21 protein-coding genes are annotated in these 23,888 nt (G+C 27.3%); 6 read left to right on the top strand and 15 right to left on the bottom strand.

Translation table 11 applies throughout. The annotated features are described in order from the left end of the window. Positions 1-100: 100 nt before the first annotated feature. The 12 genes from Q0V09_RS00235 to megL form a co-directional block, all read right to left on the bottom strand. The gene (locus tag Q0V09_RS00235; protein ID WP_297404434.1) at positions 101-820 is read right to left on the bottom strand and encodes an amino acid ABC transporter ATP-binding protein; all 720 of its coding nucleotides are present in this window, start codon (positions 818-820) and stop codon (positions 101-103) included. Continuing rightward, complete coding sequence (locus Q0V09_RS00230) at positions 810-1,604, bottom strand: amino acid ABC transporter permease (RefSeq protein WP_297404432.1); 795 nt, start codon at positions 1,602-1,604, stop codon at positions 810-812. The genes Q0V09_RS00235 and Q0V09_RS00230 overlap by 11 nt, the downstream gene beginning before the upstream one ends. A 12-nt stretch (positions 1,605-1,616) precedes the next feature. Further along, on the bottom strand, positions 1,617-2,399 hold the full coding sequence (locus Q0V09_RS00225) for a transporter substrate-binding domain-containing protein (RefSeq protein ID WP_297404430.1): 783 nt from the start codon (positions 2,397-2,399) through the stop codon (positions 1,617-1,619). A 63-nt stretch (positions 2,400-2,462) separates the two neighbouring features. Then, positions 2,463-3,146 (bottom strand): LytTR family transcriptional regulator DNA-binding domain-containing protein, encoded by a 684-nt coding sequence (locus tag Q0V09_RS00220; RefSeq protein ID WP_297404428.1) that lies wholly within the window; start codon positions 3,144-3,146, stop codon positions 2,463-2,465. Next, complete coding sequence (locus Q0V09_RS00215) at positions 3,134-4,696, bottom strand: hypothetical protein (protein WP_297486667.1); 1,563 nt, start codon at positions 4,694-4,696, stop codon at positions 3,134-3,136. Before Q0V09_RS00215 ends, Q0V09_RS00220 begins: the two co-directional genes overlap by 13 nt. A 226-nt stretch (positions 4,697-4,922) precedes the next feature. After that, complete coding sequence (locus Q0V09_RS00210) at positions 4,923-5,858, bottom strand: thiamine pyrophosphate-dependent enzyme (RefSeq protein WP_297404425.1); 936 nt, start codon at positions 5,856-5,858, stop codon at positions 4,923-4,925. Between the two features lie 10 nt (positions 5,859-5,868). After that, positions 5,869-7,116, bottom strand: coding sequence for a pyruvate ferredoxin oxidoreductase (gene porA / locus Q0V09_RS00205; RefSeq protein WP_297404423.1), 1,248 nt, complete (start codon positions 7,114-7,116; stop codon positions 5,869-5,871). Positions 7,117-7,128: 12 nt separating this feature from the next. Next, entirely contained in the window at positions 7,129-7,431 is a 303-nt protein-coding gene (locus Q0V09_RS00200; RefSeq protein WP_297404421.1) for a 4Fe-4S binding protein, read from the bottom strand. Further along, positions 7,431-8,006: a 2-oxoacid:acceptor oxidoreductase family protein gene (locus tag Q0V09_RS00195; RefSeq protein WP_297404419.1), complete on the bottom strand. Its 576-nt coding sequence runs from the start codon at positions 8,004-8,006 to the stop codon at positions 7,431-7,433. Before Q0V09_RS00195 ends, Q0V09_RS00200 begins: the two co-directional genes overlap by 1 nt. Before the next feature lie 18 nt (positions 8,007-8,024). Further along, positions 8,025-8,672, bottom strand: coding sequence for a PAS domain-containing protein (locus Q0V09_RS00190; RefSeq protein WP_297404418.1), 648 nt, complete (start codon positions 8,670-8,672; stop codon positions 8,025-8,027). A gap of 95 nt (positions 8,673-8,767) precedes the next feature. Further along, complete coding sequence (locus Q0V09_RS00185) at positions 8,768-10,129, bottom strand: Na+/H+ antiporter NhaC family protein (protein ID WP_297404416.1); 1,362 nt, start codon at positions 10,127-10,129, stop codon at positions 8,768-8,770. 67 nt (positions 10,130-10,196) lie between these two features. Then, positions 10,197-11,387: a methionine gamma-lyase gene (gene megL, locus Q0V09_RS00180; protein ID WP_297404415.1), complete on the bottom strand. Its 1,191-nt coding sequence runs from the start codon at positions 11,385-11,387 to the stop codon at positions 10,197-10,199. A gap of 235 nt (positions 11,388-11,622) precedes the next feature. Between megL and glgB the strand changes: the two genes are divergently transcribed. Genes glgB through Q0V09_RS00150 form a run of 6 tightly spaced genes read left to right on the top strand, consistent with a single transcriptional unit; the run spans position 11,623 to position 21,563 of the window. Next, on the top strand, positions 11,623-13,497 hold the full coding sequence (gene glgB / locus Q0V09_RS00175) for a 1,4-alpha-glucan branching protein GlgB (RefSeq protein ID WP_297404413.1): 1,875 nt from the start codon (positions 11,623-11,625) through the stop codon (positions 13,495-13,497). A gap of 1 nt (position 13,498) precedes the next feature. Next, a complete protein-coding gene (locus Q0V09_RS00170; protein ID WP_297404411.1) occupies positions 13,499-14,617 on the top strand; it encodes a glucose-1-phosphate adenylyltransferase in 1,119 nt (372 codons plus the stop codon). Continuing rightward, positions 14,617-15,708 carry a glucose-1-phosphate adenylyltransferase subunit GlgD gene (glgD, locus tag Q0V09_RS00165; RefSeq protein WP_297404410.1) on the top strand — a complete coding sequence of 364 codons (1,092 nt, stop codon included), beginning with the start codon at positions 14,617-14,619 and terminating at the stop codon, positions 15,706-15,708. The genes Q0V09_RS00170 and glgD overlap by 1 nt, the downstream gene beginning before the upstream one ends. A gap of 11 nt (positions 15,709-15,719) precedes the next feature. After that, positions 15,720-17,162 carry a glycogen synthase GlgA gene (gene glgA, locus Q0V09_RS00160; RefSeq protein ID WP_297404408.1) on the top strand — a complete coding sequence of 481 codons (1,443 nt, stop codon included), beginning with the start codon at positions 15,720-15,722 and terminating at the stop codon, positions 17,160-17,162. 9 nt (positions 17,163-17,171) lie between these two features. Beyond that, positions 17,172-19,604: a glycogen/starch/alpha-glucan phosphorylase gene (locus Q0V09_RS00155; RefSeq protein WP_297404407.1), complete on the top strand. Its 2,433-nt coding sequence runs from the start codon at positions 17,172-17,174 to the stop codon at positions 19,602-19,604. Positions 19,605-19,613: 9 nt separating this feature from the next. Beyond that, a complete protein-coding gene (locus Q0V09_RS00150; protein ID WP_297486663.1) occupies positions 19,614-21,563 on the top strand; it encodes a glycoside hydrolase family 13 protein in 1,950 nt (649 codons plus the stop codon). Between the two features lie 34 nt (positions 21,564-21,597). Here the strand turns inward: Q0V09_RS00150 and Q0V09_RS00145 are convergent, their stop codons facing one another. From Q0V09_RS00145 to Q0V09_RS00135, 3 genes are read right to left on the bottom strand one after another with little or no spacing between them, the layout of a single operon-like run. Further along, positions 21,598-22,317, bottom strand: coding sequence for a basic amino acid ABC transporter substrate-binding protein (locus tag Q0V09_RS00145; protein ID WP_297404404.1), 720 nt, complete (start codon positions 22,315-22,317; stop codon positions 21,598-21,600). An 18-nt stretch (positions 22,318-22,335) separates the two neighbouring features. After that, positions 22,336-23,064 carry an amino acid ABC transporter ATP-binding protein gene (locus Q0V09_RS00140; RefSeq protein WP_297404402.1) on the bottom strand — a complete coding sequence of 243 codons (729 nt, stop codon included), beginning with the start codon at positions 23,062-23,064 and terminating at the stop codon, positions 22,336-22,338. After that, positions 23,061-23,720, bottom strand: coding sequence for an amino acid ABC transporter permease (locus Q0V09_RS00135; protein ID WP_297404400.1), 660 nt, complete (start codon positions 23,718-23,720; stop codon positions 23,061-23,063). Before Q0V09_RS00135 ends, Q0V09_RS00140 begins: the two co-directional genes overlap by 4 nt. Positions 23,721-23,888 lie beyond the last annotated feature (168 nt).

Here is a 23,888-nt window from a genome sequence, read left to right as displayed (position 1 = left end):
TAAAAGAAATAATATGTATAGTGAGCTCGTCTTTTTTTTCACTATATTTATATGTCCTCAGTATAGACCCCTTTTATTTATTTTTCAAGTGCTTTTATTTTTATTTTTTTAAAAAATTCTTTAATTCCTCTGTTTTAGGATTTGTAAAAAACTCATAAACCCTTCCTTCTTCTGCTACTTGACCATCATATAAATATATTACATAATCAGCAACCTCTTTAACAAAGTCTAAATCATGAGTTACTAAAATCATATCTTTCTTCTCTTTTTTTAACGTTTCTATTGATTCCTGAACTTCTTTTGTTAAATTTGGATCAAGTGCTGATGTTGGTTCATCAAAAATAAAAAAATTTGGTTTTATTCCCATTGCTCTGGCTATAGCAACTCTTTGCTGTTGACCACCTGATAATTCATGTGGTTTTTTAAATTTATGATCATTTAAAGAAAATTTTTCTAACATTTCATTACTAATTTTACTACTTTTTTCTAATGAAAATTTATGGACAACTCTTAAAGGTAACATTACATTTTCAGCTGCATTTAAATGTGGAAAAAGATTAAATCCTTGAAATACTACTCCTATACTTTTTCTATAATCTGATAATTCTATATTATCTTTTGGAACTTTTTTTCCATTTATATGTATATCTCCTGAATATGCATTTTCAAGTCCAGATAATATTCTAAGAAGAGTTGTTTTCCCCCCTCCTGATGGACCAATTATTCCTAAACAGTGAATATCTTTCATATTTAAATTCAAACTATTTAAAACTCTATTTTCATCAAAAGATTTATTTAAATTTTCTATTTTAATTTCCATAAGTAAACTTCCTTTCATAATATTTAGAAATATAAGATATTGGATATGTTAATATTAAATAACCTATTGCTAATATACAATAATTTTCTATAGGTGAAAATGTTAATGAATCAACTTCTTGAACATTTTTTGTAAACTCATTCACAGCTATAATTGATAAAAGAGATGAGTCTTTTATTAAATTTGCAAATTGACCTGTTAGTGGTGCCATTATCCTCTTTACAACTTGTGGAAATATAATATATCTATATGTTTGATATTTTGTTAACCCTAAGACTTTTGATGTTTCCCACTGTTTTTGTTCTATACTTTCAATTCCACTTCTAAGAATCTCTCCAACATAAGCTCCTGAAAAAATACCCATAATAACAACACCCATAACATATCTATTTTCCATATTCATAGCTGTTCCTATAACATAAAAAAATATATATATTTGTACAATTAATGGAGTTCCTCTTACTATCTCTATAAATATTTTTGAAAAATAATGAAAAGGTAAAAATCTACTCTTTTGAAAGTAGATTAATACCAATCCAATTACTATACTTAAAATTAAAGATAAAAAAGAAATTAAAAAAGTTATTCCAAATCCTAAAATAAATTTATATCTATATTCTTTTATTATATCTTCCCAATTATATATATAATCCAATGAATTAAAAGCATATAATATTCCAATCCCAACCAAAGATATAACTATCAAATAATTTATATACATAATATGTTTTTTTATGTCTTCATCTTCTTTTTTTATAAAAATGCTTTTAATTTTTTTTTTCATAATCCTCCTATGTTAATCAAAAAAGAAAGGAATATTTTTACTTTCAAAAAATTCTTTCTCATTTTTCAAATATTTTTCTGATAATTTATCAAATCCACCAGTATTTTTAAATTCTATTAGAAATTCATTTATTTGTTCGCCTAATTTTTCGTCTTTTTTCCCATATGCTATAGCCCAAGGCTGTGCTTTTTCTTCAAATCTTTCAAATAATGGAGTTGTTGTTTCTTGATTTTTTTCCCAAAATTTATATACAGTTAATGGATCATAAATAAAAGCATCTACTTTACCTTGAGCTACTTCTAACATACAAGCACTCTCTTTTTCAAATACTAAAAGTTTCGCCTTTGGAAAATATTTCTGAGCTACTGTATGACCGCTTGTCCCTTTTTTCACTGCTAATTTTTTCTTATTACTATTTAAATCCTCTGAACTTTCTATTCCTGAACTAATTCCTGCTAATATTGCTAAATGAGATGATGCGTAAGGTACTGAAAAGGAAACTGATTTTTTTCTACTTTCTGTTATTGACATTGATGATAAGATAATATCTATTTTCTTTGTTTTTAAAGATGGTATTAAACCTCCATAGGACATATCTTCTATAATTATCTCTCTTCCTAAGCTTTTACCTAATTCTTTGGCTAAATCAACACTTATTCCAGTTGGAACTCCATTTTTATCAGACATCTCAAAAGGAGGATATGCTAGTTCCATTCCTATTATCAAAGGCTTTGCCAATGCTCCACTAAATAAACCTAAAAATAAAACAAAAAAAAGCCAGAATTTTTTCATCATAAATATCTCCTCCAATTTTGATTTGATTATTATGATAATACATTATTTCTAGCTTCTTTCCTTTTATAACTCTATTCTATTTTTAAATAAATTTATATTTTCTTCTAAAATTTTTAATTTACTTCTACTTATAGAAAGTTTTTTCCCTCCATTAAAAGTAATTATTTCCCCTTTATAATCTAATTCTTTTACTAAATTTTTATTTATTATTGTTCCTCTATCTAAACGAAATAGAAATTCTAAAGAATTTAAACTCTCTTCAACATCAGAAAAAGATTTTTTTATAGTATATATTTTCCCTATTTTGTCAACGATTTCTGTCTTTCTACTTATCCTACAATAATTAATATAAATAATATCTCTTGAATCAACAATTGCTTTATAAAATGGATCATTTAATATAAGTTCATACCTTTTTTTAGGTTTTTCCATAACTTCATTTATGATATTTTCTATTTCAAAATAATCATTTTTATAAATACAATCATAAACTATTTTATTTTTAAATAATTTTCTTACTCTTTTAAGATCAATCTCTTTTGAGATTAAAGCAATAGTTATAAAAGCATTTATTTTAAATTTCTCTATCCTTTCATCATCCTTTTCCCTTTGAATATCAATTAAAAATATATCTAAATTTTTTAATTCATCTTCATTACATTCATTTATTTTATAACACTCTATATCCATAAGCTCTTCAAGTATCTCTTTCAAATTGGAATCTATATTTATCCCTATTTTATACACTTATCCAACTCCTTTTGAAGATAATTCATTCTAATTTTACTAGCTATTACAGATATTGTTTTTGCTAATTCTAATAAATATTTCTCCTCTTCATATATAAGACTATCTCTATTATTTTTAATTAAAATCAATCCTAAAAATCTATTTTTATTATATGACAATCTAATTCCGCCAGAATAATCCCCTAATATATCATCTTTTTTTATAATTATTTTATCTTCTAAATATATTTTTTCTTTTATTAAGGTTTTATATTCATCTTTTTTTATTAATAATTTTACTTTCAATCTTTTGACATCTATATTTTTTTCAATTTCTTTTGACAGTTGCTCTTCAAAATCTTCCTTTGTTTCAATTAAATAAAATCTATTAATTAAACTTTCAAATGATTTTTTTTCAATAGACAAAATTCCTTCAAATAAATAGGTATATATATTCATAATTATAAAAATTCCCCAAAATATCAAAATAGATAATATATCTTTTGTATATAATAAAAATACAAATGAAAAAATCAACAATAATGATACTCTTAAAAAGATATTTTGAATATTTTTTGAATTTTCTACTTCGGTTAATATTATAAACCAGAATAAAAACATCTCTTCAAATAAATTCAAATAAAAATAAACTTGATGATTATATGCATAGTTTTGAATTATTAAAGAAAAAATCAATAAACTTAAAATTACAATTTGTTTTCTCTTCTTTATTTTTTTTAAATTTTTTTTCACTTTTTCATTTAATGATTGTATTAATAAAATTGAAAGTATTAATACTGGTCCATCTATCCATTTATATAAAACTAAAAATATACTCTTATAAAAAGTTGTCTTTTCATAAAAATATATAAATATATTATTTGAACAAGAAATACTAAAGAAAATAATACTATTTAATATATAAATTGCAACTAATGTATATATTATTTTTTTGAATTTTTTACTTCTATTTATTTTTACAATATTCAACACATAAAATATCAAATAAAAATTCAAAAGTATTGAAAATGTCAAATTTATCTCCATCATATATCTCTCAGTAAATGTTGCTGAATTTGTAAAAATTATTTTAGATAATAATAATAGTAATGGAAATAACAACTCTTTATTTTTATTAAATATATCTCTATAGAAATAAAAAATAAATCCATTATATAAGAAAATTATACCTGTAAAAATGTTAATGAAGATTATTTTTTTATTAATTCCCATTATATTTTTCACTTTTATTTTCTCATTAAAATATTTTTGATCTTTTTTTATTAGAAAAGTTTCTTCCCCTTTTCCCAACTTAACTTTTAAGTAATAACTTCCTTTTTTTAAATTAGGATACATATTTCCATTTATATAATTTATACCTTTAACTTTATTTTTTTCCATATTAAATAGCTCTAAACTTTTTGATTTTTCATTAAACGGATCAACTTTTGATAAATTTGTAGAAACAAACATATACTCTTGAACATCCCTTGCTAAATACATAAATGTAAAATGGAAAAGTATAAACACTCCTATTATTAAAAACATAATTTTTTTAAAATTAATCATTTTTCCCCCTTTTTATACAACTGAAATATACAATATTATTTGTATTTAGTAAATATAAAAATGACCCTTCTTTCGAAGAGTCATCAAAGTCTATATGCTTAGACCTCGGGGCAACTTTATGCAATTCTTATTTTTATATTATACTTTATTTTAAAATATAATTAAACACTTCCTCACATTTTGCACCGTTTTAAACACATTTCTATCAATTTAAAACACAAATTACCTAAATTTCTCCACATCTTTTTAATAAAGCATTCCATCTTCTATCTACATCTTCTTGGATTTGTTCTATTAAGTGTTTATTTTCTGGTTTAAATAAATGAGAAAATCTTCCTTGAATTTTTAAAAATTCTTCAATTGGTAATTTTTTCTTAGGCTTATAAGATAATTTCCATTCTCCATCTATTACTTCAAATAATGGCCAATAGCAAGTTTCAACTGCTAACTTACAAACTTCCATTAATTTTTCTGTTGAATATCTCCATCCTCTTGGACAAGGTGCTAACACATTTAAAAATGCTGCTCCTTTTGTATATATTGCTTTTTCAGATTTTTCATGCATATCTTTAAAGTTTCCCATAAATGTTGTTTGTGCAACATATGGGATATTATGAGCTGCCATTATATCAGCTAACTCTTTTCTTCCTTGAGGTTTTCCTGTACAATCTATTCCTACTGGTGTTGTTGTTGTATCTGCATATTTTGGTGTTGCTGATGATCTTTGAATACCTGTATTCATATATGCTCCATTATCATAGCATACATAAACCATGTCATGCCCTCTTTCCATAGCACCTGACAATGATTGGAAACCTATATCATAAGTTCCTCCATCTCCACCAAAAGCTATGAATTTATATGTGTCATTAACTTTTCCTCTTTTTCTTAAAGCGTTATACGCTCCTTCTACTCCACTTAATGTAGCTCCTGCATTTTCAAAAGCTGAGTGGATAAATGAATCTTTCCATGCTGTATATGGATACATAAAAGTTGAAACTTCTAAACATCCTGTAGCATTAGCTATTACTGCATGATCTTCTTTTTTTAAAGCTCTTAATACTGCTCTAGCTGCTACTCCTGCTCCACAACCAGCACATAATCTATGTCCACCAGTAAGTCTATCTGGTTTGTTCATCTCTTCTTTAAAATTATAAGCCATTTCTTCCTCCCTAACCTCTTACTCCTAAATGTCTGTATACTCTACCGATTTCAAAGTCTGCTCCCTCTGGAAGTAGTAACTCTGGATTATAAGCTATTTCTATTTGATCCATTAACTCTCTTGAATGAGCTTCATGTAATAATTCATTAAATACACCTTTAATTGTATCAACTGTAACATCTCTTCCACCTAAACCATAAACAAAGTTAATCATTTCTGGTCTTTCATGAGAATCATAAAGTGCTGATCTTATCTCTGCAAAAAGTGGTCCACCCGCTCCTGAGAATCCTTCGCATTTATCCATTACTCCAACAACTTTAATTCCTGTTAAAGCGTGTTTAATTTCATCAAATGGGAATGGTCTGAATACTCTTATTTTAATAAGGCCTACTCTTTTTCCTTCTGCTCTCATTTCATCTATAGCTTGTTTTGCTGTTCCTGCTGTTGAGTTAATTAAAACAATTGCAACATCAGCATCTTCCATTTTATACTCTTCGAAGAAACTATATTTTCTTCCAGATAATGCTTCAAATTCTTTAGCTACATCTAATATTACTTTTCTAGCATTTATCATTGCATGAGCTTGTTGAACTTTATGCTCCATATAGAAATTTGCAGTATCATATGGTCCATGAGCTATTTGTCTTTCAACATTTAATAAATAATCTTCTGGATGATATTCTCCAACAAATGCTTTTACTTCTTCAGTTTCTAAAAGTTCAATATTTTCAACAGCATGTGATGTTATAAATCCATCTTGGCAAACCATAGTTGGAAGTTGTACGTCTTTATGTTCAGCTATTCTCATAGCTTGAATATAGTTGTCATAGGCTTCTTGATTTGTTTCACTATATATTTGAATCCAACCAGTATCTCTAGCACCCATAGAATCACTATGATCTGCATTTATATTTATTGGACCTGTTAAAGCTCTATTTACTAAAGCCATTGTTATTGGTAATCTCATAGAAGAAGCTACATAAAGCATCTCCCACATTAAAGCTAGTCCACATGACGATGTTGCTGTTACTGTTCTAGCACCTGCTGCTTGAGATCCAATACACGCTGACATTGCACTATGCTCAGATTCAACTGGAATAAATTCTGTTGTAACTTTTCCATCTGATACATATTTAGAAAAGTATTGTGGAACTTCAGTTGATGGTGTTATTGGAAATGCTGGCATTACATCTGGATTTATTTGTCTCATAGCTGTTGCCACAGCTTCGTTTCCTGACATTCTTTCTCTTATACTCATCTCTCTCTCCTTTTACTCTTTTGTAAACTCTATAGCATTAAATGGACAAACTGCGTAACAAACACCACAACCTTTACAGTGATCTTGATCAAAATCAAGTCTTTTTCCATCTTTTACTGGAATAGCAGAATCTGGACAAACAGGAATACAAAGCATACATTGTTTGCAGGCATCTTCAATAAAAGTTACCTTCATTGTTCTCCAATCTCCAGTTTTAAATTTTTCAGCACTTCCTGATTCATATACTATTCCACCTGGTGTTATCTCTTGCCAAGTTATTGTTTCATCAATTATTCTTCCATCTTTATTTCTCATTATCCATTCACCTCATCCATAGAACGTTTTAATGCACACATATTTCCTTCTAAAACTTGTGGTTTGCTAGCAAATTTATGTTTAAAAGATTCTTCCATATTTTTTATAAACTCTTCTTCTGGAATAATTCCACTTACTTTAACAACTGCTCCTAACATTGGTGTATTTGGAAAATATTTTCCTAAACACTCTTCAGATATCTTTCTAGCATTACAAGTATATACTCTTCCTGTATACCCTCTTAATTCTTTTCTAAGTTCTTCAGGAGTTCTTTCAGAGTTTATTATAATTGCTCCACCCTCTTTTAATCCTTTTTCAACTTCAATATTTTTTATTAGAGTCTCATCTACTACAACTACAAAGTTTGGTTCATAAATATTTGAGTGAACTCTTACTGGTTCATCTCCGATTCTATTATATGCTGTTATTGGTGCTCCCATTCTTTCAGGTCCATACTCTGGAAATCCTTGAACATACATTCCACTACTAAATGCAACGTCTGCCAATAAAAGAGAAGCTGTTTTTGCTCCTTGTCCACCTCTTCCGTGCCATCTGATTTCAATCATATTATTCATTTTTTACCATCCTTTATCTTAATCTATTTTAGTTAAGTAACGATATATTGTAGGCTCTGAAATATTCAGAGCCTCTGAAACTTCTAAAACTCCACCTCTTAAATCAAATATACCTTTCTTTTGAAGTTTTTTTATTATATTTAATTTTTCATCCATTTTCATATCTTTCCACGATTCTTTTCCCTTTAATAATTCTATTAAAGCAGTATTTATCATTGATTTCACCGAATGTGGAAAATCTGCTTTTATTTCTAAAGACTCATCTCCTTTAGTCTTGAGATCAAAATTCACAAATTTTTCTATTTCATGAGCTAATTCTAAATATTTTGTAATATTTATATTTACACAAATTAACCCTATTATTTTTCCAATCTCATTTTTTATAAAATATGTAGAAGATCTTAATACTTTCCCTCCAACAAGTCCTTTAGAATTACTTATAAAATCCTGTTTTTCATATATTTTTTCTTTCAGAATTTTCATCCCGAGTTCACTTATAGGAGCACCTTTTTTTCTTCCACTTATATGACCATTATATATTTCAACTCCAGATTCATTTATATCTATGAGGTCATGAAGTATCACTTCAACATTCTCTCCATAGCAACACGACATAAATTTGGCTATTTTTTTGTATTCTTCTAATATTTTTATATCTTTTTCCAAACACTATCGCCTCCTTTGTTGACAATATATATATATACTCCTATGAATTGTAAAAGTCAATAATATTTTTATTAAAGTAATAATATTTTTATCACTTATGCATCAATAGCTCCATCATTTATCGGTGTGTAAGGATTAATTTTAGGTACTGATAAAAACTTTTTATAATATGGAATAAATATTGAAATAATTGTAAATATTAATAAAAGTTGTTGATACCACAATAAAGGAATAACTTCGAATGGAGTGGCTTTCCCTCTTGTAAATCCAATTAATATTAACATTTGAGCTCCGTAAGGTATTATTCCTTGTGCTATACACGAAAATATCCCTAAAAGACCAGATACTCTTCTTTTATCAATACCATGTTCTTGAGATATTTTTTTAGCGATTGGACCATTTATAATAATTGCAACTGTATTATTTGCTACAGCTAAATCTGTTAATGCAACTAGCATTCCAATTCCAAATTGTGCACTTTTCTTCCCTTTTATTAACTTGTCAACCTTCCCAAGTATCCAATCTATTCCACCAGCCTTTGTTACAAGAGCTGCAAGTCCACCAGTTAATAAAGATAACAAGAAAATTTCATTCATATTTGTAAATCCCATATATATCTCTTTTGTAAATCCAATAACATTAAATGCTCCATAATAAATTCCTATTGCTCCAGATATTAATATTCCTCCAGTTAATACAACAAAAACATTTATTCCAGCAAGTGATAAAACTAATACAAACAAATATGGAAAAACTTTTATTAAATTATAATCATAACTTTGAGCTTGAATAATATCTAAAGGTTTTCCGAAAACCAAAAATAAGATAAATGTAATAATAGCTGCTGGTAAAGCTATTCCAACATTAGCTAAAAACTTATCCTTCATCATACAACCTTGTGTTCTTGTTGCTGAAATTGTTGTATCTGAAATCATTGATAAATCATCACCAAACATTGCTCCACCCATTACTGCTGCAAGTAAAATTGGCAATGGAATATGAGCCTTATCTGACAACTCTATTGCTATTGGAGCGATTGCTACAATTGCTCCAACTGATGTTCCTGTTGCTGTTGATATAAAACTTGTTATTAAAAATATTCCTGCTGTTATATATTCAACTGGAATATATGTAAGACCTAGGTTTGCTGTTGATTCTACTCCCCCCATTGCCTTTGAAACTCCAGCAAAAGCTCCTGCAAGTAAATAAATAACGCACATAATAATAATATCTGAATTTCCACATCCCTTTATAAAAGTATCAAATTTTTCATCTATGCTCTCTTTAAAAAGAACAAAGGCTGCAACAATTCCACAAGCAATTGCTACTGGTGACGGTAATTGATAAAAGGCCATTTCAACTCCTTTTAATTGAAAAAATACTCCTGTTCCTAGATAAACTAAAATAAAAATAACAAATGGTATAAGTCCTTTAAAACTTGCCTTACTTTTGTTCATATTTCCTCCTGAGTAATTTTTATAAAAAAAAGACTGCTTATAAAGGCAGTCTTTTGGATATTAAGTGTTATGCTAATTCTAACCCTTTTCTTAGGTCATCAATTATATCTTCTGCATCCTCTAGTCCTACAGAAATTCTTACTAATCCATCTGTTATTCCTGCTTTTAATCTCTCTTCTCTTGAGTATGGTGAGTGAGTCATTGATGCTGGGTGTTGAATTAATGTTTCTGTATCTCCTAATGATACTGCTAAAGAACATAATTCTAAGTTATTTAGTAAAGTTTTTCCAGATTCCATTCCACCTTTTAGTTCAAAAGCGAAGATTCCTCCAAAAGCTTTCATTTGCTTCTTAGCTATATCATGTCCTGGGTGAGTTGCAAGTCCTGGATAATATACAGTTTCTATTTTGTCATGTGCATTTAAGAATTCTGCTACTTTTTTAGCATTTGCACAGTGTCTTTCCATTCTAATTTCTAATGTTTTCATTCCTCTTATTATTAAATATGCATCCATTGGACTCAATACAGAACCTGTCATATCTTTAACTCCAACTAATCTAATTTGAGTTATTATATCCATTGGTCCTACTACAAAACCTGCAATTACATCTCCATGTCCATTTAAGTATTTAGTTGCTGAATGAACAACTATGTCAGCTCCAAGTGTTAATGGCTTTTGACAATAAGGTGTCGCAAATGTATTATCTACTACTACTACAGTATTTGGATTTGTATGAGCTACCTCTGCAACCTTTTTAATATCTACTATTTTTAGGTTAGGGTTTGCTGGTGTTTCTAAGTAAACAATTCTTGTATTTGGTTTCATTGCAGCTTTTACAGCTTCAATATTTGATGTATCTACAAAATCTATTTCAATTCCAAACTTTGTAAGACCATGACTAAGTAATGCAAATGTACATCCATATAAAGTTGTATCAGAAATTATATGATCTCCTGCTTTTAGTAATGTCCACATAGTTGAAGAGATTGCTCCCATTCCTGATGCTGTTGCTAATCCTGCTTCTCCCTCTTCTAATAGAGCTATTTTTTTCTCTACTACCATAGTTGTAGGATTTGCTAATCTTGAATAAATAAATCCATCTTCTTCTAGAGCAAATCTTCTTCCTCCTTGCTCCGCTGAATCAAAAACAAATGTTGAAGTTTGATAAATCGGTGTGCATAAAGTTCCAAAAGGATTTTTTTCACTTCCACCATGAATAGCTACAGTTCCAAAACCATTTTTCTTTTCGTTGTTCATTTTTATTCCTCCTACATTTAATTAAAATTTATTTTTTCGAAATATTTTTCACTTTCTTTATGTTCTGATTATATAATATTTACTCCAAAATGCAAACATTTATTTCAATAACCGTTATATAACACTTTGGATAATTAAAAATAAATAAATAAATATTTAGGTAGAAAAGGATTATTATTGAAAAGTTTGTATTATCTTTTTAACTAAAAATAAAAAAAGAAGGGGGCCTTTTTTTATGGAAAATCTTAACTTAAACATTTCAAATTATAATCTTCATACTATTTTTGGAGCACATATAAAAATAAAAAAAGAAATTGTGGGAACTCAATTTACCGTATTTGCTCCAAATGCTAAAAAAGTATCAGTTGTAGGGAATTTTAACCACTGGAATTTTGATAAAAATCCAATGACCCGGATTTCTGCTCAAGGAATCTGGTCTCTTTTTATTCCTAATATCTTACAAGGAGAAATATACAAATATAAAATTTTAACAAAAGAAAATCAATTGATTATAAAAAGTGATCCTTTTGCATTTTTTTCACAAATAAGACCGCATACCTCATCAATTGTTTATGATATTTTCAATGATTTTTTATGGAGCGATGACAAATGGATAAAAAAAAGAGAGCTTAGAAACATCTATAAATCTCCAATATCCATTTATGAAATACATCTAGGATCTTGGAAAAAAAATGATACTTGTTTTTTAAACTATAGAGAGATTGCAAAATTTTTAATTCCATATTTATTAGAATTAAATTTTACTCATGTTGAATTTTTGCCATTGACTGAACATCCTCTTGATGATTCTTGGGGCTATCAAGGAGTTAGTTATTTTTCAATTACAAGCCGCTATGGTTCTCCTCAAGATTTTAAATATCTCATTAATGAATTACATTTAGCAGAAATAGGCGTTATTTTAGATTGGGTCCCTGGACATTTTTGTAAAGATTCTCATGGCCTTTATCATTTTGATGGAAAACCATTATTTGAATATACAAATAATACTTTAAAAGAAAATCCTCTTTGGGGAACTGCAAATTTTAATCTAAAAAATAATTTTGTTAAGAACTTTTTAATTTCAAATCTAATTTTTTTATTTGAAACTTTTCATATAGATGGTGTTCGAGTTGATGCTGTTTCTAATTTAATATATTTAGAATATGAAAAAGAAAAAACAGGACTAACAAATGAATTAGGAAGTGATACTAATCTAGATGCTATTAATTTTTTAAAAGAAATGAACGAAGCTATTTTCAAACGATATTCCACCCCTTTAATTATTGCTGAAGAAGCTACTTCTTGGCCATCTGTTACAAAACCAACTTATATGGGAGGGCTCGGTTTTAATTTCAAATGGAATATGGGTTGGATGAATGACATTTTAAAATATATGTCTCTAAGTCCTAAAGACAAAGTAAACTCATCTAATTTATTAACTTTTTCACTTATGTATTCATTTAACGAAAATTTTATACTTCCTTTATCTCATGATGAAGTTGTTCACGAAAAAAAATCTCTCTTAGATAAAATGTACGGAACATATATTGAAAAATTTGATTCATTAAGAATGTTTTATGGTTTTATGTTTGCTCATCCTGGAAAAAAATTGATTTTTATGGGGGGAGAAATTGGACAATTTGTTGAGTGGAGATTTTATGAAGAGTTAGAATGGAAACTTTTAAAATTTCCTCAACATGACTCTATCAAAACATATTTATCTCACCTTAATTTATTTTATAAAAACGAATCAGCTCTATGGGAAAATGATTTTTCATCAGAGGGATTCCAATGGATCAATCATCAAGCTCACAAAAATAAAGTTATAACTTTCATTAGAAAAGGAGAACATAAAAACAATTTTTTAATTATTGTTTGTAACTTTACTACTAATCAATATGTTAACCATTGCATTGGAATTCCTAGAATGACTAAATATATTGAAGTTTTCAATAGTGATAAAGATATTTATGGTGGGAATAATTGCTTAAACAATGAGATTATTCTTCCTTTAAATAAAGAAATTGATAATCAACCATTTTCAATTTCAATAAACGTTGCACCTCTATCTACAATTTTTTTCAAACCTATTTTCTTAAAGGAGGAGTAAAATGAACAAAAAAATGATCGCTATGATTCTTGCCGGTGGCCAAGGTAGTCGTCTTAAGTTATTAACTAAACATGTAGCTAAACCTGCAGTTCCTTTTGGTGGAAAATATAGAATTATTGACTTCCCCTTATCTAATTGTATTAATTCTGGTATTGATACTGTTGGTGTTGTTGTGCAATATAAACCTTTTATTTTAAATAGATATATAGGTATTGGTAGTTCATGGGATCTTGATATTGATGATGGTGGTGTTAGTATTCTTCCTCCATATGCTACAGAAAATGAAACTTGTTGGTATAAAGGAACTGCTGATGCAATCTTTCAAAACTTTGAATTTTTAAATATGTATAGTCCTGAATATGTTTTAATTTTATCTGGAGATCATATTTATAAGATGGATTACAATAAAATGTTGCAACATCATATTAATACAGAGGCTCAAGGAACTGTTGCCGTTATTGATGTTGATATTTCAGAAGCATCTCGTTTTGGAATAATGAACACTCTTTCTTCTGGAGAAATATTTGAGTTTGAAGAAAAACCAAATAATCCTAAAAATACTTTGGCTAGCATGGGAATCTATATTTTTAATTGGAGCACTTTAAAAAAAGTTCTTAAAGAAGATAATTTAGATTCTACTTCATCTAAAGATTTTGGAAAAAATATTATTCCAAAAATGATTAAAGAAAAATATAAATTAATGACATATAAATTTTCTGGATATTGGAAAGATGTCGGAACTATTGATAGTCTCTGGTCTGCAAATATGGATCTTCTAAACAATAAAAACCAGATGAATTTATTTGATAAAAATTGGAGAATATATTCTCAACCAACAAACAAACCTGGTCATATTATTGAAGGAAATGCCAATATTAAAAATTCTATAATTTCAGAAGGATGCATTATTCGGGGAGAGGTTATTAATTCAGTTTTATTTTCTGGTGTCATTGTTGAAGAGGGTGCAAGTGTTAAAAATTCAGTTCTCTTGGATAAATCTATTATAGAAAAAGATGCCCAAATTGATAGAATTATTGTGGGTGAAAAAACTATTATTAAAAAATCAAAAATTATTAAAAGTTCCAATGAAATTTTACTTATAAAAGAGGAGGATAATTAATGCTTAATAATCATATTGGAATTATAACTGCCTTTGAAAATAGAGATCTTCTTAAAAATTTAACTTCTCATAGAGGGTTATCTACAGTTTCTATTGCTGGAAAATATAAAGCTATTGATTTTCCTTTATCTAATTTTATTAATTCTGGAATTAAGAATATAAGTATTTTAGCTGAAAAGAATTGTCGCTCTCTTAGAAATCATGTTGAAATGGGAAAATCTTGGGGATTAAATAGAAAAAATGGAGGACTTTTTATCAATAGTAGTGATGCTCTTTGTGATACCCAACTCTTAAATGAAAATATTGATTTTTTATATAGACAACATGGGGAAACTGTTATTATTTCACCAACTTATATGCTTGCAAATATTGATTTAAAAGCTGCAACTACCTTTCATGAGTCTTCTAAAAGTGATATAACTGTCATTTATAAAAAAACAAATGATACTTCTAATTTTATTAATTGTGATCTTTTAGAGTTTAACGAGCTAAATACTCTAACAAAAGTACAGTGTAATTTCAATCAAAAAAAAGATCAAAATATCTCTTTAGAAATTTTTATTTTAAAAAAAGATTTACTTCTTTCTCTTATTCAACCACATGAAAATTGTACCTTACCACTGAAAGAGATTATTTATAAAAGCAAATACAACTTAAAAATTAAAGGTTTTGAGCATAAGACCTATCTTTCTTGTTTGAATTCTTTAGGAAATTATTTCAAAATAAATTTAGAAATGATTAATAGCTCTATTCTTCAAGAAATCTTTTTCAATGAATATCGACCAATTTATAGTAAAATAAAAGATTCGATTCCTACCCATTACTATAATAAATCACATGTTAAAAATTCTATTATATCAAATGAATGCTCTATTAAAGGAACTGTTATTAATAGTGTTCTTGGAAGATATGTCACTATTGAAGAAGATGCTCATGTTGAAAATTCTATTATTTTACAAAATTGTACTATTAAATCAGGTGCAAAACTAAAGAATTTAATTATTGATAAAAATGTTAGTGTAGAAAATGGAACTGAAATAGAAGGAAATCCTTTTTATCCCATTGTTATACAAAAGAAATTTTCTTTATAGGAGGTTATTTTATGTCTGCTATTAACATACTTTTTATTACATCAGAATCTGATCCTTTTATAAAAGTTGGTGGATTAGGAGATGTATCCTATGCTTTACCTAAAGCATTAAAAAAAATAGGTGTAAATATAAAAGTCATTCTTCCTAATCATGGAACTATAAAAAATAAATTTAAAAAAGAGATGAAATTTGTTAGTTCTTTTTCTGTCCCTGTTGGTTGGAGAGATCAAAAAGCATCTTTATTTTATCTTAAATATAATAATATAGATTTTTATTTTATTGATAATGAGTATTATTTTAAAAGACATATTCCTTACGGAAACTATGACGACGGTGAAATATTTTCTTTTTTTTCTAGAGCAACATTGGAATCAATAAAATATATCCCAAATTTCAAACCTAATATTTTACACTGTAATGATTGGCATACTGCTATAATTCCTGTTCTCCTAAAAGAGTTTTATTCTCATTTAAATTTATATAAAAATATTAAAACAATTTTTACTATACATAACTTAAAATATCAAGGAGTTTTTAATCCAACTGTTTTACAAGATCTTTTAGGTTTAAATAACAGCTATTTTTCAGAAGATAAACTAAAATTTTATGATAACATTTCATTTATGAAAGGAGGATTAAACTATTCAGATATTATTACTACAGTAAGTGATTCTTATGCTAAAGAAATTATGTATCCTTTTTTTGGAGAAAATCTAGATGGATTAATTTATCATTTAAAAGATAAAATATTTGGGATTATAAATGGGATAGATTATTCTTTATATAACCCAAGAAATGACTCTTACATTTCTAATACATATGGAATTACAAACTATTTAGAAAAGGTTAAAAACAAAACTTCATTACAAAAGAAATTAAACCTTCCTATTAATGAAAATGTCTTTGTTATTGGTTTAGTTTCTCGATTAGTTAGCCAAAAAGGACTTGATTTAATAAAAAGAGTTCTTGATGAAATATTAAATTTAAATATTCAATTCATTATACTTGGAAGTGGAGACTTACAATATGAAGATCTTTTTTCCTATTACTCTCAAATTTATCCAGATAAACTTTCTGCTAATATTACCTTTAGTAGTTCTCTAGCTAAAGAAATTTATGCTGGATGTGATCTTTTTTTAATGCCATCACTTTTTGAACCTTGTGGTATAGGTCAATTAATAGCTATGCGTTATGGTACTGTTCCTTTAGTAAGAAGTGTAGGAGGCCTTAAAGATACTGTTTTCCCCTTTGATAAAACTACTAAAAAAGGAAATGGCTTTACTTTCCATAGTTATAATGCACATGACATGCTTAGTTCTATTGAAAATGCATATAATCTATATTACACTGATAAAAAATCATGGAATATTTTAATAAAATCTTGTATGAGATTTAACTGCAATTGGAATGAATCAGCAAAAAAATACAAGTCTCTTTATTCATCTTTAATTTAGGAGGTCATTGTGAATATTAGTAAAAGAAAATTTAAAGAAGATTATTTAAAAAGACTCACTTTTACTTTTGCAGTAACTGCAGAAGAAGCATCTTTAACTCAAAAATATTTTGCTCTTGGAAAACTTATTAAAGACTATATAAGTGAATCATGGGCTGCTACTAACCATACTTATAGTCAAAAAAAAGCAAAACAAGTTTATTATTTCTCTATGGAATTTCTTATTGGAAAATTATTAAATACATATCTTTTAAATCTTGGTTTAAGAGATGTTGCTAAAAACTCTTTAAAAGAATTAAATATTGATTTAGATTCACTATTAGAGCTTGAAGACGATGCTGCTCTTGGTAATGGTGGCCTAGGAAGACTTGCCGCTTGTTTTATGGATTCTTTAGCTACTCTTTCTCTGCCTGGTCATGGTTGTGGAATTCGTTACAAACACGGTTTATTTAAACAAGTTATTGACGATGGTTATCAAAAAGAGATTTTAAATACATGGCTAGAAAAAGATTTTATTTGGGAAATTAAAAAACCTGAAAAAAGTGTTCTAGTTAGATTTGGTGGAAATGTTATTTTAAGAGAAACTCCAACTGGATTAAAACCAGAATATGTTAATGATGAGAAAATACTAGCTGTTCCATATGATATTCCTTTAGTTGGTTCAGAAAATAATCAAGTTAACACTCTTAGACTTTTTAGTGCTGAACTTCCTCAAGAGGATTTTCAATTATACGAATTAAAAAAAGGTGAATATCAAAAACATCTTGATAAAAAATTTGATGTTGAAGCTATATCTCAAGTTTTATACCCTGATGATTCTAGTTATGAAGGTAAACTTCTTAGGCTGAAACAAGAATACTTTTTTGTAAGTGCAGGTATTCAAAGTATTATTCGATCTTATAAAAAACTCAATGAACCTATTTGCAAATTAGCAGATTTTGTAGCTATACATATAAATGATACTCATCCTGCTGTTGCTGTTGGAGAACTTATGAGAATTTTATTAGATGACTTAAAAATAGAGTGGGATTTAGCTTGGAATATAACTACTAAAACATTAGCATATACTAACCATACAATTTTAGCTGAAGCACTTGAAAAATGGCCATATGATATGTTTAAAAAAACTTTGCCTAGAATCCTTATGATCATTCAAGAAATTGATAATCGATTTATTGAAGAAATTAAAAAGAGATACCCTGATAATCCTAATAAAATTAATATTATGAGAATTATTCATAACGGAGAAGTTAGAATGGCTAATCTTGCTATTGTGGGTTCTCATTCTATTAATGGTGTTGCTAAACTACATACTGAAATTTTAAAGAAAAAAGAACTTCACGATTTCTATCTTATGTTTCCTAATAAGTTTAATAACAAAACAAATGGAATAACTCATAGAAGATGGTTAAAAAATGCAAATCCAGCTTTAACTAAACTAATTAAAGAAAAAATTGGAGCAGATTGCTTATCTTGTACTAGTCGATTTATTGATCTTTTAAAATATGTTAATGATGATAATACTTTAAATGAAATAGATACTATTAAACTTTTAAATAAAAAAAGAGTTATTGAGTATGTAAAAAAACATCAAAATATTGAATTAAATCCATATTCTATTTTCGATGTCCAAATAAAAAGATTACATGCTTACAAAAGACAATTATTAAATATTTTTCATATAATATATCTTTATAACAGATTAAAAAAGAATCCTGAACTTGATATAGTACCAAGAACATTTTTCTTTGGAGCAAAAGCTGCTCCTGGATACTATTTAGCTAAAAATATTATAAAATTAATTAATTCTGTTGCCCATGTTATTAATAACGATGATTCTATTCAGAATAAAATAAAAGTTGTTTTTTTAGAAAATTACAATGTAAGTATTGCTGAACTAATCATTCCTGCGGGAGATGTTAGTGAGCAAATATCTACAGCTTCGAAAGAAGCTTCTGGTACTGGAAATATGAAATTTATGATGAATGGAGCTATTACTCTGGCAACTCTTGATGGAGCTAATATTGAAATAGCTGAAGAAGTTGGAAAAGATAATATTATTATTTTTGGATTAACATCAGAAGAAGTTATTGAGTACTACTCAAAGAATAATTATAACTATGAAGAATCTCTTAATAACTTTCCTGAATTAAAAGAAATTTTAGAACAATTACATAATGGCACTTTCTCTAATAATGTAGATGAATTCAAAGAAATTTTAGATCATCTGTACAATGAAAAAGATAATTATTTTGTTTTTAAAGATTTCCCAGCTTATGTTGAAGCACAAGAAAAAATTAATTCTCTTTATGAAAACAAGAAAAAATGGCTTCAAATGGCCCTTATAAACATTGCTCATTCAGGAAAATTCTCATCAGATAATAGTATTCGAGAATATGCAAAAGATATTTGGCATATTTGCGAAACTAAAACTGAGTGTTAAGAGAATATTATGAAGAAAATCTCATATTCTCCTTCAAATAATCTTGTGTTATTTGACTCTCAAAACTTAGAATTTAAAAATCCATTTGGTGCTGTTCCTTGTAATGAACAGATCACACTAACTATACATATTCATAAATCTGTTCTATGTAAAGGTGTTAATCTTTTTCTTATTAAAGATAATAAAAATAATATTAATAATTCAAAAATTAAAATAATACCATTAAAAAGATCAGATCTTTCAAAGAATTATGAAATTTGGAGTGTTAAATTTAACACTCCAAAGTTTCCAAAATTACTATTTTATTATTTTGAAATAAATGGTAAAAACAAATTTTTTTACGGCAATAATAATCTTAATCTCGGTGGGATAGGAGACATCTATTTTAATAATCCTAAATTATTTCAAATAACTACATATTATAAGGATTCTTTTACTCCAAGTTGGTTTAAAAACTCCATTGCCTATCAAATTTTTCCTGACAGATTTTTTAATGATAATTATAACAATTGTATAAAAAATCCTAAAAAAAACTCTTTTATTTATGGTCATTGGGATGATATACCCTTATATATTCGCGGAGAAAATCAAAATATTCTACGCTGGGATTTTTTTGGAGGAACTTTAAATGGAATTTCAAAAAAAATTCCATATTTAAAATCTATAAATATTAATTTAATCTATCTAAATCCTATTTTTAAAGCAACAAGTAATCATCGATATGATACTGGTGATTATCTTAATATTGATCCAATATTAGGAAGTAACAATGATTTTAATCATCTAATTAAAAATTGTAAAAATGAAAATATAAATATTATTTTAGATGGAGTTTTTAATCATACTGGAAAGGATAGTATCTACTTTAATAGAAACAATACATATGACTCTATTGGTGCTTACAATTCTAAAAAATCACCATATTACTCTTGGTATAAATTTAAAAAATTTCCAACTTCTTATGAATCTTGGTGGGGAATTGACGATCTTCCAACTGTTAATGAATTAGATCCAAATTTTTTAGATTTTATTATTGAAGGAAAGGATAGTGTAACCAATCACTGGTTATCTAAAGGAATTATGGGGTGGAGATTGGATGTTGCTGATGAACTTCCCAGTTATTTTATTGAAAAATTAAAATATAAGTGTAAAGAACTAAATGATGAATCCATTTTAATTGGTGAAGTTTGGGAAGATGCAAGTAATAAACTTAGCTATAATCAAAGAAAAGAATATTTTAGTGGATTACAATTAGATTCTGTTATGAATTATCCACTGCGTGAGTACCTTTTAAATTTCTTAAATTTTTCAATTGATTCTTCCACTCTTTGTATGTTTATGAAAAGTTTACAAGAAAACTATCCTAAGGAAAATTACTTTTCTTTATTTAATCTTTTAAGTAGTCATGATGTTAAAAGAATAAAAACTGCTGTTATTGATATTCTTCCCTCTCCTACAGATAAAGATAAATTACAAATTACTCTTAAAAGTCTTAGTCTTATTCAATTTACTCTTCCTGGAGTTCCCGTTATTTATTATGGTGATGAAGTCGGTTTAGAGGGTGATAAGGATCCTGATAACAGACGAACTTACCCTTGGGGAAATGAAGATTTAGATCTTTTAAAATGGTATAAAAAAATAACTTCTTTTAGAAGTGATTATAGTCTTTTAATTCAAGGAGAAGTTTTATTTTTCTCTCCACATATTGATATATTTGCTTATTTTAGATACTCTAAAGATAAAAATAACTTCATATTGGTTATGTGGAATAGATCTAATAAAAATATTTTAAATTTTTCTTTTAATTTAAAGGATTTTCTCCCTATATACAGTAAAAATATAGCATCAAACATCTATCAATGGAATGCTCCCCTTAACATTCCACTTGATTTTTCTACTGATTTCCTTATTAAAATCCCCCCACTAGAGACACTTTTGTTTTATAATAAAAATGTCTAAAAAGCCGAGTGATTCCCCTTACTCGGCTTTTTAATTACATATATTTTTCAATTAGTTTATCATATGTTCCATTCTTTTTTAACTCTTCTATAGCCTTATTAATTTCAGATAATAATTTTGGATTATTTTTACTTATTGCTATTGCATACTCTTCTAAATCACCTTTTGAATCACATAATTTTATTCCTTTATTATGTTTAACATAATTTATTGCTGTTTGAGAATCTAAAACTACAGCATCAATTTTATTGTTTTGAAGTTCCATTATAGCTCCATAAGATGCATTATATTTTTTACTATTTACATCCTTCATCTCACTAATAACTAAATCTCCTGTAAATCCTAAAACAACTCCCACAATCTTTCCATTAAGATCTTTAAAACCTTTAATATCTTTATTATTTTCATTTAATATGATAACTTGATTAGCTTCATAATACGGAGAAGAAAAATTAACTGCTGCTTTTCTGTCTTCTGAAGCTGTCATTCCTGCAATAACAATATCTACTTTATTCATTTGTAATGCTGGAATCAAACCATCAAAAGCCATATCTTTTATAACAATATCTTTATTTATTTCTTTCCCAATAGCATTAATTAAATCTATATCAAACCCTACAATTTTTCCATCTTGTAAATACTCAAATGGCGGAAACTCTGCATTTGTACCCACATATATTTTTCCTTTACCAAAAGCAGAAACTGATAATATAAATATTAAAACCCCCATAACTATTTTTGATACTTTTTTCATTTTATTCCTCCCTTTATTTTAGTGATTCAGTACTTTTTCTATAAATTCTTTTGCTCTACTTTGTTTATTTCCATTAAACAATTCATCTGGTGTAGTATCCTCTTGTATTATTCCTTTATCCATAAACAAAACTCTATCTGCTACTTTTCTAGCAAATCCCATTTCATGAGTTACAACTACCATTGTCATTCCCTCATCTGCTAGAGATCTCATTACATCTAAAACTTCTCTTATCATTTCTGGATCAAGTGCTGATGTTGGTTCGTCAAATAATATTATATCTGGATCCATACAGAGTGCTCTCGCTATAGCTATTCTTTGTTTTTGTCCTCCCGATAGTTGTTCTGGATATGCTAAAGCTTTATCTTTTAATCCAACTTTCTTTAATAAATCTATTGCTTTTTCATCAATAATCTCTTCTGAAATTTTTTTTATTTTTCTCGGAGCTAATGTTAAGTTTTCTAAAATAGTTTTATGGGGAAATAGATTGAAATGCTGAAATACCATCCCTATTTTTTCTCTCACTTTATTTATATCTGTTTCAGGACTTGTTAAATCTTCTCCATTTATTAGAACATGTCCAAATGTTGACTCTTCAAGTCTGTTTAAACATCTTAAAAATGTTGATTTCCCACTCCCTGATGGACCAATTACAGCAACAACTTCCCCTTTTTTTATCTCTGTTGAAATTCCTTTTAAAACTTCTAATTCTCCAAAATTTTTATATAAATCTTTTACCTTTATCATGCTGTTTTCAACCCCTTTTCCACATGTCTCATTATTTTTGTAAATATTCCTACTAATATTAAATATATTAATCCAACCATTAATAATGGTTCTACTCCTCTATATGTTTGAGAAGTTATAATACTTGCAGATCTTAAAAGATCTACCCCACCTATAAATCCAACAATTGAAGTTTCTTTTAATAAAGTTATAAACTCACTAACTAATGCTGGTAAAATTTTTCTAATTGCTTGTGGCATTATAACCTCTTTCATAGATATCTTGTAATTCATTCCAAGAGCTCTTGCTGCTTCCATCTGGCCTTTATCTAACCCCTCTATTCCTGCACGAATTATCTCAGCTACATAAGCACTTGAATTTATTCCAAAAGCTATTCCTGAAATTAAAAAAATCGGCATATCTCTAAAACTTGCAAAAACTATATTTGCTAAAATTAAAAGTTGTACAACTGCTGGTGTTCCTCTTATTAAATCTATATAGATAATAGCTATTTGTTTAAACTTTGACAATCTCAATAAAGCTAATAGTACTCCCACTACAATTCCAAACACTGCTGAAAATAAAGTTACACCTACTGAAAATCCTAATCCTTGTATCATATATTGATATCTGTGTCCATCAATAAAAATTGCTTTTAACGTTTCTAAATAATCCATTACTCACTCCTTTTATTTTAATTTATTTATATTTTGAATAAAAAAGAGCCCAAGAGATATACTCTCTTGGGCTCATTAATTTTATATACTAAAATTAATATAAATATATAAGCTTCTTATCCAAAAAGAAACTTTTTATAGTTTTCACTATAAATTTAAATTTGGAAA

Source organism: uncultured Cetobacterium sp. (assembly GCF_947039425.1).
Lineage (GTDB): Bacteria > Fusobacteriota > Fusobacteriia > Fusobacteriales > Fusobacteriaceae > Cetobacterium_A.
The sequence above is the reverse complement of the archived record's forward strand: the minus strand, read 5'-3'. Positions and strand labels throughout refer to the sequence as shown.

Excerpts from the sequence above, each read along its gene's own strand:
- Q0V09_RS00145 (WP_297404404.1), bottom strand. The coding sequence starts at position 22,317 with ATGAAAAAAGTATCAAAAATAGTTATGGGGGTTTTAATATTTATATTA.
- porA (WP_297404423.1), bottom strand. The coding sequence starts at position 7,116 with ATGAGTATAAGAGAAAGAATGTCAGGAAACGAAGCTGTGGCAACAGCT.
- Q0V09_RS00230 (WP_297404432.1), bottom strand. The coding sequence starts at position 1,604 with ATGAAAAAAAAAATTAAAAGCATTTTTATAAAAAAAGAAGATGAAGAC.
- glgD (WP_297404410.1), top strand. The coding sequence starts at position 14,617 with ATGCTTAATAATCATATTGGAATTATAACTGCCTTTGAAAATAGAGAT.
- Q0V09_RS00215 (WP_297486667.1), bottom strand. The coding sequence starts at position 4,696 with ATGATTAATTTTAAAAAAATTATGTTTTTAATAATAGGAGTGTTTATA.
- Q0V09_RS00185 (WP_297404416.1), bottom strand. The coding sequence starts at position 10,129 with ATGAACAAAAGTAAGGCAAGTTTTAAAGGACTTATACCATTTGTTATT.
- Q0V09_RS00225 (WP_297404430.1), bottom strand. The coding sequence starts at position 2,399 with ATGATGAAAAAATTCTGGCTTTTTTTTGTTTTATTTTTAGGTTTATTT.
- Q0V09_RS00135 (WP_297404400.1), bottom strand. The coding sequence starts at position 23,720 with ATGGATTATTTAGAAACGTTAAAAGCAATTTTTATTGATGGACACAGA.
- Q0V09_RS00170 (WP_297404411.1), top strand. The coding sequence starts at position 13,499 with ATGAACAAAAAAATGATCGCTATGATTCTTGCCGGTGGCCAAGGTAGT.
- glgA (WP_297404408.1), top strand. The coding sequence starts at position 15,720 with ATGTCTGCTATTAACATACTTTTTATTACATCAGAATCTGATCCTTTT.
- Q0V09_RS00195 (WP_297404419.1), bottom strand. The coding sequence starts at position 8,006 with ATGAATAATATGATTGAAATCAGATGGCACGGAAGAGGTGGACAAGGA.
- Q0V09_RS00235 (WP_297404434.1), bottom strand. The coding sequence starts at position 820 with ATGGAAATTAAAATAGAAAATTTAAATAAATCTTTTGATGAAAATAGA.
- Q0V09_RS00200 (WP_297404421.1), bottom strand. The coding sequence starts at position 7,431 with ATGAGAAATAAAGATGGAAGAATAATTGATGAAACAATAACTTGGCAA.
- Q0V09_RS00210 (WP_297404425.1), bottom strand. The coding sequence starts at position 5,858 with ATGGCTTATAATTTTAAAGAAGAGATGAACAAACCAGATAGACTTACT.
- Q0V09_RS00140 (WP_297404402.1), bottom strand. The coding sequence starts at position 23,064 with ATGATAAAGGTAAAAGATTTATATAAAAATTTTGGAGAATTAGAAGTT.
- megL (WP_297404415.1), bottom strand. The coding sequence starts at position 11,387 with ATGAACAACGAAAAGAAAAATGGTTTTGGAACTGTAGCTATTCATGGT.
- Q0V09_RS00150 (WP_297486663.1), top strand. The coding sequence starts at position 19,614 with ATGAAGAAAATCTCATATTCTCCTTCAAATAATCTTGTGTTATTTGAC.
- glgB (WP_297404413.1), top strand. The coding sequence starts at position 11,623 with ATGGAAAATCTTAACTTAAACATTTCAAATTATAATCTTCATACTATT.